This is a genomic window from Xenococcus sp. PCC 7305 (assembly GCF_000332055.1).
Lineage (GTDB): Bacteria > Cyanobacteriota > Cyanobacteriia > Cyanobacteriales > Xenococcaceae > Xenococcus.
On the sequence record NZ_ALVZ01000048.1, the window covers coordinates 1 to 8,852 of the forward strand.

At 39.2% G+C, this 8,852-nt stretch carries 9 protein-coding genes and 1 tRNA gene; 8 read left to right on the forward strand and 2 right to left on the reverse strand.

What is annotated here, in order from left to right; all coding sequences use genetic code 11:
• Positions 1-252: 252 nt before the first annotated feature.
• Positions 253-325 (reverse strand) — tRNA-Thr (locus tag XEN7305_RS00945).
• Positions 326-452: 127 nt separating this feature from the next.
• Here XEN7305_RS00945 and XEN7305_RS00950 point away from each other — a divergent pair.
• The 7 genes from XEN7305_RS00950 (at position 453) to XEN7305_RS00980 (ending at position 6,252) form a co-directional block, all read left to right on the forward strand.
• Positions 453-764 (forward strand): DUF2288 domain-containing protein, encoded by a 312-nt coding sequence (locus tag XEN7305_RS00950; RefSeq protein ID WP_006507433.1) that lies wholly within the window; start codon positions 453-455, stop codon positions 762-764.
• A gap of 459 nt (positions 765-1,223) precedes the next feature.
• Entirely contained in the window at positions 1,224-2,306 is a 1,083-nt protein-coding gene (gene psbA / locus XEN7305_RS00955; RefSeq protein WP_006507435.1) for a photosystem II q(b) protein, read from the forward strand.
• Between the two features lie 155 nt (positions 2,307-2,461).
• On the forward strand, positions 2,462-2,716 hold the full coding sequence (locus XEN7305_RS00960; protein ID WP_006507436.1) for a hypothetical protein: 255 nt from the start codon (positions 2,462-2,464) through the stop codon (positions 2,714-2,716).
• A 36-nt stretch (positions 2,717-2,752) separates the two neighbouring features.
• Positions 2,753-3,160 (forward strand): DUF3119 family protein, encoded by a 408-nt coding sequence (locus XEN7305_RS00965; RefSeq protein ID WP_006507437.1) that lies wholly within the window; start codon positions 2,753-2,755, stop codon positions 3,158-3,160.
• Between the two features lie 117 nt (positions 3,161-3,277).
• Positions 3,278-4,798, forward strand: a complete 1,521-nt coding sequence (locus XEN7305_RS00970) for a DUF3086 domain-containing protein (protein WP_006507438.1) — start codon at positions 3,278-3,280, stop codon at positions 4,796-4,798.
• 61 nt (positions 4,799-4,859) lie between these two features.
• Positions 4,860-5,495: a glycerol-3-phosphate 1-O-acyltransferase PlsY gene (plsY, locus tag XEN7305_RS00975; protein WP_040896291.1), complete on the forward strand. Its 636-nt coding sequence runs from the start codon at positions 4,860-4,862 to the stop codon at positions 5,493-5,495.
• An 82-nt stretch (positions 5,496-5,577) separates the two neighbouring features.
• Positions 5,578-6,252, forward strand: coding sequence for a glutathione S-transferase family protein (locus XEN7305_RS00980; protein WP_040896289.1), 675 nt, complete (start codon positions 5,578-5,580; stop codon positions 6,250-6,252).
• Between the two features lie 214 nt (positions 6,253-6,466).
• Here the strand turns inward: XEN7305_RS00980 and XEN7305_RS00985 are convergent, their stop codons facing one another.
• A complete protein-coding gene (locus XEN7305_RS00985; protein ID WP_006507441.1) occupies positions 6,467-8,050 on the reverse strand; it encodes an NAD(P)H-quinone oxidoreductase subunit 4 in 1,584 nt (527 codons plus the stop codon).
• A gap of 394 nt (positions 8,051-8,444) precedes the next feature.
• On the opposite strand from XEN7305_RS00985, the gene trxA reads away from it, so the two are divergent.
• On the forward strand, positions 8,445-8,762 hold the full coding sequence (gene trxA / locus XEN7305_RS00990; RefSeq protein ID WP_006507443.1) for a thioredoxin: 318 nt from the start codon (positions 8,445-8,447) through the stop codon (positions 8,760-8,762).
• Positions 8,763-8,852 lie beyond the last annotated feature (90 nt).

Sequence of the window (8,852 nt, forward strand, 5' to 3'; positions counted from 1 at the left end):
GTAACTGGCATAGTGGGAGAATTAGACTCACCACTATGCCCTGTTCCACTTAAAGAAGTGGAGGAATTTAACCTAAAGGGATAAGTTAGAAGTAGTTTTATCCTTCTGCCCTCTCTCTTGGTGAGCGTTCCCTAGCGCCTTGCAAGGGCGCGGGGTCGCACCGCTGCCCTCTGCCCTCTGCCTTCAAGCGAAGGCCCGTTAAAAACAAGAGTTTCAAGCTGCGTAAGGGTTTGAGAGTTATATAAATTAAGAAGCTGGTGACAGGACTCGAACCTGCGACCGGCTGATTACAAATCAGCAGCTCTACCAACTGAGCTACACCAGCACAGTTATAAATACTAGCAAATTAATTTTCTATGGTCAACCTTATTTCAAGAATTTTTTTAGCTATAGACTATAACCGTTTGGCATTAACATAAATTAAGTTGTATTTCTCTAAATTCATACTTTTTATGTCTGATATCAAAGAAAAATTGAACCAAGATATTGCTAGTGTTAGCTGGCAAGATTTATTGCCTCATGCAAAAAGAGATGTTTTAATTGTCGTTGCTAACCATCTTGATCTACTCGATGTTAGTGAGGCGATCGCATTAGACAAAAAAGACTTAGTTAGCAGTTGGATTGCTCAAAAATTGATTTCTAAACCTTCGACCGAGCAACTTAGTAGTTGGAATGATAATCCTCAACGAGAATTTATCACCTCAATTGTGCAGCCATTCGTGATTGTCCAGGAAACCGAAGTCCCCCACAACGAAGAAAGCTAACTCATTTTTTCTAAGCTGTTATAAGTTAGAAACCACTTGTAGTCTTCTCGATTCAGTAGTATTACCGTGTTAATTTTTTGTAAAGATTGGTTAGTAAAAGTATATTTTTGGAATCAAAAAAAAATAGATAGCAAGAAAACCTTTACATTGTCAAAAATTGGCATTTAAGCTAAATTAATCCTGAATATGATTGTTTGCCATCAATTTTGCTATCTAAAGACATGTATTTTAAAGCAAAGAAATATTACAATTATCTAATGCAATTAATAGTTTTGCTTTACATAAATTAATATTCTTAAATTAAATATAAATAAATATAAATAACGAGAAATATCTAAAAATAAATTAACATAAAAAACTGGTTCAACAGTAAGAGAAGTAAATATACTTAGATTTAAGACAAACCCAATTTGCCTTTGTCTTAACAGAAGAACAAAATTCATATCAGCAATAATAACTATGACAACTACCTTAGATAGAGGACAAAGTTATAGTCCCTGGGAGCGTTTTTGTAAGTGGATTACTAGTACCAGCAACCGTCTTTATGTTGGTTGGTTTGGCGTGTTAATGATCCCTTGTTTGCTCACTGCGACTATTTGTTTTATCATCGCTTTCATCGCTGCTCCTCCAGTGGATATCGATGGTATTCGCGAGCCTGTAGCTGGTTCTCTCATATATGGCAATAACATCATCTCTGGTGCGGTTATTCCCTCAAGTAATGCAATTGGGCTTCATTTCTATCCTATTTGGGAAGCTGCTTCTCTAGATGAGTGGCTCTATAATGGTGGCCCTTACCAGCTCGTAGTCTTCCACTTCCTAATCGGCGTCTTTGCCTATATGGGTCGTCAATGGGAACTTTCTTTCCGCTTAGGGATGCGCCCTTGGATCTGTGTTGCCTATTCTGCACCTGTATCTGCTGCTACTGCAGTGTTCCTAATCTATCCTTTAGGACAAGGTTCTTTTTCTGACGGGATGCCTCTAGGGATTAGTGGGACATTCAACTTCATGATTGTATTCCAAGCAGAACATAATATTTTGATGCATCCTTTCCATATGTTGGGTGTAGCTGGTGTATTTGGTGGAGCATTATTCTCCGCTATGCATGGTTCCTTGGTAACTTCTTCCTTAGTTCGGGAAACGACTGAAACTGAATCCCTCAACTATGGTTACAAATTCGGTCAAGAAGAAGAGACTTACAATATTGTGGCTGCCCATGGGTATTTTGGTCGCCTAATCTTCCAATATGCTTCTTTTAACAACTCTCGTTCTTTGCACTTCTTCCTTGGTGCTTGGCCAGTGGTTGGTATTTGGTTTACGGCTATGGGCATCTCTACTATGGCCTTTAACCTTAATGGGTTCAATTTTAACCAATCGATATTGGATTCTCAGGGTCGTGTAGTTGGCACTTGGGCTGATGTTCTCAACCGCGCTAATTTAGGATTTGAAGTAATGCATGAGCGTAATGCCCATAACTTCCCCCTAGATTTGGCTTCTGGTGAGTCTGTTCCTGTGGCACTAACTGCTCCTGCAATTAACGGTTAGATAATCAATATATTCCCTAACCTGTTTGATAATTGAAATAAACAACGCTCTTTGAATCTTTGAAGGGCGTTTTCTGTGTAGATTTATCGAGTACTGAGGGTGATACTCTATAATTAGGCAATTGCAACAGTTCTTTCTTGAACCGAGGAAAGCTTATGATTTCTTTTTTCGACTTTCAGAAAAGTAATATATTCAACGGCAAATTTGCAAAAATACTTAAAAGCACAATTAAAGTTTTTGTTTTTTTGACAGAAAAGTTGAGCTCTCATTCTTGGGAAACTCATGTTTCTAATGACAATAAGCCCCCAAGAAAGCCTGCTGTTCTTAATGTTGATTCTGTCACAGTGTTTTGGATTGTTGCTGCTTTTTTGTTTATTCCTTTAATTTTGACTGGTTTGTTGTCCCAATAAAAAACAAGATAAATTTATACTCTTTAGATATCTCTCATGGTTACAAAGGTAGAATCTGCTGACTCTGCGGTCGAAATTATTGAATTGACCCCAAGCTATCGAATCCCAATATTTCTAGTGGCATTTGCGATTCCTCTAGCAGTTGTTAATGTTTGGCTTGCTATCGGACCCTTCGTTTTTGGCTTGTTTCTGATGTTTCAGACGATCGCAATTCGGTTGAAATTTACGAATCATGCTCTAGATGTATATTATTCAGGAAAACAAATTCGGAGTTTTCCCTATCAAGAATGGTCTAATTGGCGGATTTTTTGGCAACCCGTGCCAATTTTATTTTATTTTCGCGAGGTCAAGAGTATTCATTTCTTGCCAATCATCTTCGATCCGAAAACCTTGGTTAGTTGCTTAGAGAGATTTTGTCCTCAACAAGAATTGGGTAATGGGTAAAATAGGTGATGCTTGGAGTTTCTTTATTCTACAATGGGAAACTGTTCGATATTCGCATATTATTCACAAGTAATATTTTTTTTGCACTCTGAAGTAATAAGTAAGTTTTATCTATCTATGAATTCTGAAGTACCTCAAATTCCTGAATCAGAACCAACCAAGGAACCCGCAAATCTCGGATCGTCGTCAGATGCTATCGATGATTGGAATGATGTTGGAGAAGTGGCACAATCAATATCAGAAGATCCTGAATCCTTGGCTGATATGTGGCAGGAAGAGGACGAAAAGATAATTGATACCTCAGTGGAAGAAAATATTACGGAGCTCCCTGGATCCGCGGTGGAGCTAATTAGCGATGAAAATTTAGCAGAAGAGTCAGGTTCTAGTTTAGAAGGTTTGGAAGTAACTTTGGAATCGTCTCCACAAGAAATAAGCGAGCCAGAATTAGTGCCAACAGAAGTTGTCCCAGAACAAAAAAAGCCCGAATTATTTACTGATACTTGGTTGGATGAATCGTTAAATATTGAGGAATCTGCGGGATCTTCAACAATTAACGAACAGACTGAGGAATTTACTTCTCAAATAGCAGATTTAGAACAAAAAAAAGCAAGTCTCATTGAGGAGATTCGTCTTCTTGAAATACGCAGAGAAGAGGCAATATCCCAACAAGCTCAGTATTTGCAAAGAACTTTAGAGCAAATGCTTGAAGAAGGGATGGCTGAATTGCGAGAGCGTAAAAATAATACCTTGATTGATATTGAAAAGTTGGAACGCCGCCGAGAGAGAATCCACCAGGAAATGCGAACCAACTTTGCAGGAGCATCTCAGGATTTGGCAGTGCGCATCCAAGGCTTTAAAGAATATTTGGTCGGCAGTTTACAGGACTTGGTCACCGCAGCTGAACAATTGGAATTGGCAGAAAAAGAAACGCCTGCTCCCTCCAGGGAAGCTAGAGGAAATCGAGATACTAGAGATAATCGGGGTTTGAGGGCGTCCCGGGATGCTAGAGACAGAGGTGCCAAGGGTTCTAGAGATACGAGATCGGGTGAACAATCTCCAAGAAGAGGTCAAAGATCTTCTCCTGCTCAGTTTACGGACCAAGCATTTGCCGATCAAACTAGGAAAATTAGTCAAATTTTAGAACAATATCGGACTAGTCCCGATTATTATGGCCCCCCTTGGCAATTGCGCCGTACTTTTGAACCTATTCACGAGGAAAGAGTCAAAGATTGGTTTTTTGTTAAAGGTGGACGAGGGGCAATTAAAGGAGTCGGTTCTCGATTGCAAAATATTTTGGTTACTGCGGCGGTTATTTCTATTTTGTATCGTTTGTATCGCGATCGCTGCAGGATATTGGTTTTGGTGGATACGCCGGAAAAATTGGGGGAATGGCGTCGGGGATTACAAGATTGCCTGGGGATTTCTCGGGGTGATTTTGGCTCTAATCGTGGAGTTGTTTTGTTTGAATCTGCAGATGTCTTGGTGCAAAGAGCAGAACGCTTGTTACAAGATAAGTTGTTACCGTTAATCATTATTGATGAGACTGAAGAGTTGGTTAATCTTTCTCTGCTTAAGTTTCCTCTTTGGTTGGCTTTTGCCGCAGAATCCCAATCGAAAACTACGGGGTATCTTTATTAAGTAATAAGTAATAAGTAATAAGTAATGGGTAATAAGTAAGGGGTGATAATTGTTTATGGGGATGGCTATAGTTACTGTTTTTTTGTTGGTGATAGTTGCTTACCTGTTGGGGTCAATTCCTACTGGTTATCTGTTGGGCAAGTCTCTTGCGGGAATTGATATTCGAGAACATGGTTCCGGTTCCACAGGTGCTACTAATGTCCTCCGAACTATTGGAAAAAAATCTGCGATCGCAGTACTGTTAATCGATATGCTGAAAGGCGCGATCGCCGTATTGCTTGTCAAGCTAATTTATGCCTATTCCCCTATCGAATTACTACCCACAAGTTGGCAATTATGGTTAATTGTTACTGTCGCATTAGTTGCAATTCTTGGTCATAGTAAATCTGTTTGGCTAGGTTTTACAGGGGGCAAATCTGTTGCTACGAGCTTAGGGGTTTTGTTTGTCATGAATCCACTATTAGCTTTAGGCACTCTAGGAGCTTTTGGGATTACGATCGCGGTTTCTCGGATTGTTTCGCTGAGCTCAATTGTTGGTGCGATCTCCCTTAACTTATTGGCAATTTTTGTTGATGGCTCTTTGCCCTATATTATTTTTGCAGCTTTAGCTGGGGGATATGTGATTTTTCGTCATCGCAGTAATATTCAACGTCTCTTGGCTGGGGAAGAACCAAAAATTGGACAAACGGCTAAGTAAGGGATGAGGGATGAAGGATGAGGGATGAGGACAATACCTTAATGCCTAGCTTACTTATTACTTATTACTTACTACTCTATTCATGTTGAAGCTATATCATCATCCATTGTCGCCAATGGCCCGTAGGGTTTGGATCACATTACTTGAAAAAAATATTCCCTTTGAATCCATAATAATTAACTTAGATGGGGAACAATTTAGATCGGATTTTTTAAAACTAAATCCTTTTCATCAAGTACCAATAGTTGTCGATAATGAATTACGAATTCTTGAATCACTGGCAATTATTGATTATATAGAAGCTAAGTATCCTCTTCCTTCTTTGCTACCCAAAAATCCTGAGCAATTGGCAAAAGTCAGAATGGTACAAATGCTGAGTGAACATAAAGTAATTCCTCAGTTATTTCCTCTTATTGTTGAACCAGAAAAATCTCGTAAATTAATTAAATCCCGAAGGCAATTGCATCGAGTTTTAAATGTATTTTCTGAGCTATTAGGTGATGACGATTATTTCGGTGGCGATCGCTTTAGTGCTGGCGATATTGTCGGAGGGAATGGAGTAATTCTGATTAACAAATTAGGTATTAGCTTGGAAAAGTACCCTAATCTTTTAGCCTGGTGCGATCGCTTAATGCAACGGGAGGTTTGGCAAAAAACTCAACCTAACGAAGCAGGGATTGCTATATTCAGAGAAAGAATGCATGCTTTATCTCAAATGAAACAAGGAAAAAAAATGTTTATTCGTAAAATAAAGTAATCTGATTTAATTTGATCATTGCCTTATTAAACAGTCAAAAAATAATTCAAATTTGATTTGGTTGCCACCCTGTGAGAAATCCCACCTCACCCCTTAAAAAAGTTGCCGTGGGATTTCTCTGAAGACTTACTAGTAGATCTAAGCGGAAATACAACAATCAGTCAAAAAACTCTTGACTCTTGAGTTTTAACTTCCCCCTAGTAGAACTAGTAAATTACTCCCCAATTACGGGTGCAGTTGTCGAAACAATAGAAGATGATTCCGAGGTTGCAACGGCTTCTTCAACCAAGCTAGGCAAAGAATCACGTAACAACATAGTCAGTTTATGAGTAGTCGAATCATAAATCTGGGTAACAAATTTGGGATACAAACCAATACCAATGATGGGGATCAGTAAACAAGCAATAATAAATACTTCTCTAGGTTCAGCATCAATTAGTTTGGTATGTTCGACCAATTCTTTGTTTTCTGGGCCGTACAGTATTTCCCGTAGCATTGATAGTAGATAAATGGGAGTTAAAATTACCCCAACCGCCATCAAGAAAACGATAATAATTTTGAAAGTGTTGCTATAAGCATCACTAGTAGCAAAACCGACAAATACCATTAATTCTGCGACAAAACCACTCATTCCTGGCAAAGCTAATGATGCCATAGAACAAGTTGTCCACATCGCGAAGATTTTCTTCATTTTCTGACCAATTCCGCCCATTTCATCAAGCATCAAGGTATGGGTTCGATCATAGGTAGCTCCTACCATAAAGAAGAGACTAGCTCCAATTAAACCGTGGGAAATCATTTGCAGCATCGCCCCACTGGTTCCTAAATCGGTAAAAGAGGCAATCCCAATCAGAACAAACCCCATATGAGAAATTGAAGAATAAGCAATTTTTCGCTTAAGATTTCTTTGGGCAAAGGAAGTTAATGCTGCATAGATGATATTTACAACCCCTAAAATGACTAATACTGGCGCAAAAAAAGCATGAGCATCGGGTAACATCCCCGCATTCATGCGCAATAGGGCATAACCTCCCATTTTTAAGAGAATTCCTGCTAGTAACATATGGGCTGGAGCTGTAGCTTCGCCATGGGCATCAGGTAGCCAAGTATGGAGGGGAAATATCGGTAGCTTCACTCCATAGGCAATCAGAAAACCACCATATAGTAATAACTGTAGATTAAAAGAATAATCCTTAGCTGCGATCGCACTCATGTCGAAAGTTACAGTGTCTCCATAAAATGCCATGGTCAAAGCAGCAATCAGGATGAAAAGTGAACCTCCCGCGGTGTAGAGAATAAACTTTGTGGCCGCATAAAGTCGCTTTTTCCCGCCCCAAATAGAAAGAATCAGGTAAACAGGTACTAATTCTAATTCCCAAGCCAAGAAAAATAGCAACATATCCTGCACTGCAAAAACGGCAATTTGTCCGCCATACATTGCCAGCATCAGGAAATAGAAGAATTTTGGCTTATAGGTGACAGGCCAAGCGGCCATCATCGCCAAAGTAGTGATGAATCCTGTCAAAAGGATCAACGGCATTGACAAACCATCAGCGCCCACCGACCATTTCAGATCTAATTCGGGGATCCAAGTATAACTTTCGACTAGTTGTAAATCTGGATTGGAAAAATCGTAACCGTTATAGAAAGCGTAAACAATAATTGCAAAATCAATTAAACCGATAACGAGAGCATACCAACGCACTGTTTTTCCGTCTTTATCGGGGATAAAGGGAATCAGCAACGAAGCTGCAATGGGAAATAGAATACTGGTAGTTAACCAAGGGAAATCTGCCATATGTAGATTTAAAGATGATATAAGTTACTTTTCTTATTCAGTCTTTCTACATGATCCAAGGTAATTTTGGGGATCTAGACTTTCTTAACAAATTGTTTAGCCCATGGGTAATCTTGCTCAATCAGGCAAAAAAAATACGCGTCAAACAAATGACGCGCCCCGTATAGAGTTACGAGTTAGTAAAACGCAAAATAATCTAGTCGCTCTTTTATCGTTACATCTAATTTTGAATCTAGGGCCGGCTTCATGTAATCTCTATTAAATAGCAAGATTATATGTGGTTTTTGCAAAGTATAGAAGATTTAGGTTTTAGGTTTCTTTTAGATTTGAGTCAAATTTGTTGAGTTACCATATTGGTTGATGTGATTGAACTAGCTATCACCCAGAGGAGATTATGGCAGTTAAAAAGCAATTTTCCAGTTTTCAAGAACTGCTAGAATCTTCTAGCACGCCAGTCTTAGTTGATTTTTACGCGACTTGGTGTGGCCCCTGTCAAATGATGAGTCCTATTTTGGAACAAGTAGGAGCGAGTTTACGTGATCGCATTCAGGTAGTGAAGATCGACACAGATCGCTATCCCACCATTGCTTCTCAATATCAGATTCATGCTTTACCGACTTTGGTCTTATTTAAAAATGGCCAACCAGTAGAAAGAATCGAAGGTGTGGTGAATACTAATCAATTAGTTCCTCATTTGGCTAGCTTACTTTAAAACGAAGGCAGAAGAATGAAGGCAGAAGGCAGAAGGTAACTGGCATAGTGGGAGAATTAGACTCACCACTATGCCCTGTTCCACTTAAAG